This is a genomic window from Oleiphilus sp. HI0061, from assembly GCF_001635675.1.
The window spans coordinates 1-790 of sequence record NZ_LWFE01000426.1 but is presented as its reverse complement, the minus strand read 5'-3'; the positions used below and the strand labels follow the sequence as shown (position 1 = coordinate 790).

Genomic DNA, 790 nt, shown 5'->3' with positions numbered 1-790 from the left:
AGTCGCAATATCTTGCAGAGTAAACTTACTCAAATGGTCATGGCCACACGCTCTCGCCATCACTTGCATCAAGTGTGTCGAGGATTTAAAGAAGNGTTCAAGCTGCTGTGCAGAGGTGTCAATATCCAGCTTAGCTCTGAGTTCAGGTTTTTGTGTCGCAATGCCTGCCGGACAAAGGTTGGTATTGCACATCCTGGCAGCAACGCAGCCAATAGATTGCAAAGCAGAGTTTGAGATCGCAATGCCATCGGCCCCTAGGCACATTGCTTTGATAAAGTCTGAGGGCACTCGCAAACCACCAGTAATTATTAGCGTGACATCATGACGTTTACGGTCATCCAGGTAGCGCCTAGCGCGTGCCAAGGCTGGCAAAGTAGGCACAGAAATATGATCTCTAAACAAACTCGGTGCTGCACCAGTACCACCACCACGGCCATCGAGAATCAGATAGTCTGCACTGGCTTGCAAGGCAAACTCAATGTCTCTCTCGATATGATTAGCAGATAACTTCATGCCAATGGGGATACCACCCGACACCTCACGAATGCGATCAGCGAAGTGTTTAAAATCTTTAGGGCCATTCATCTCAGGAAAACAAGAAGGCGATATAGCATCCACACCTTCAGCCAAACCTCTTACCTCAGCAACCTTTCCACGCACTTTGGCTCCTGGAAGATGACCTCCGGTACCCGTTTTCGCGCCTTGCCCACACTTAAAGTGGAAGGCCTGAACTTGTTGTAGAACATCTTCAGAGAAGCCGAATTGCGCTGACGCTAATTCATAGAAATAG

Annotated in this window: 1 protein-coding gene; it reads right to left on the bottom strand. The window is 48.4% G+C overall.

Annotated features, from left to right (window positions below):
- A partial coding sequence (locus tag A3735_RS05740; protein ID WP_197485692.1) for an FMN-binding glutamate synthase family protein occupies nucleotides 1–790 on the bottom strand: 790 nt, incomplete at both ends.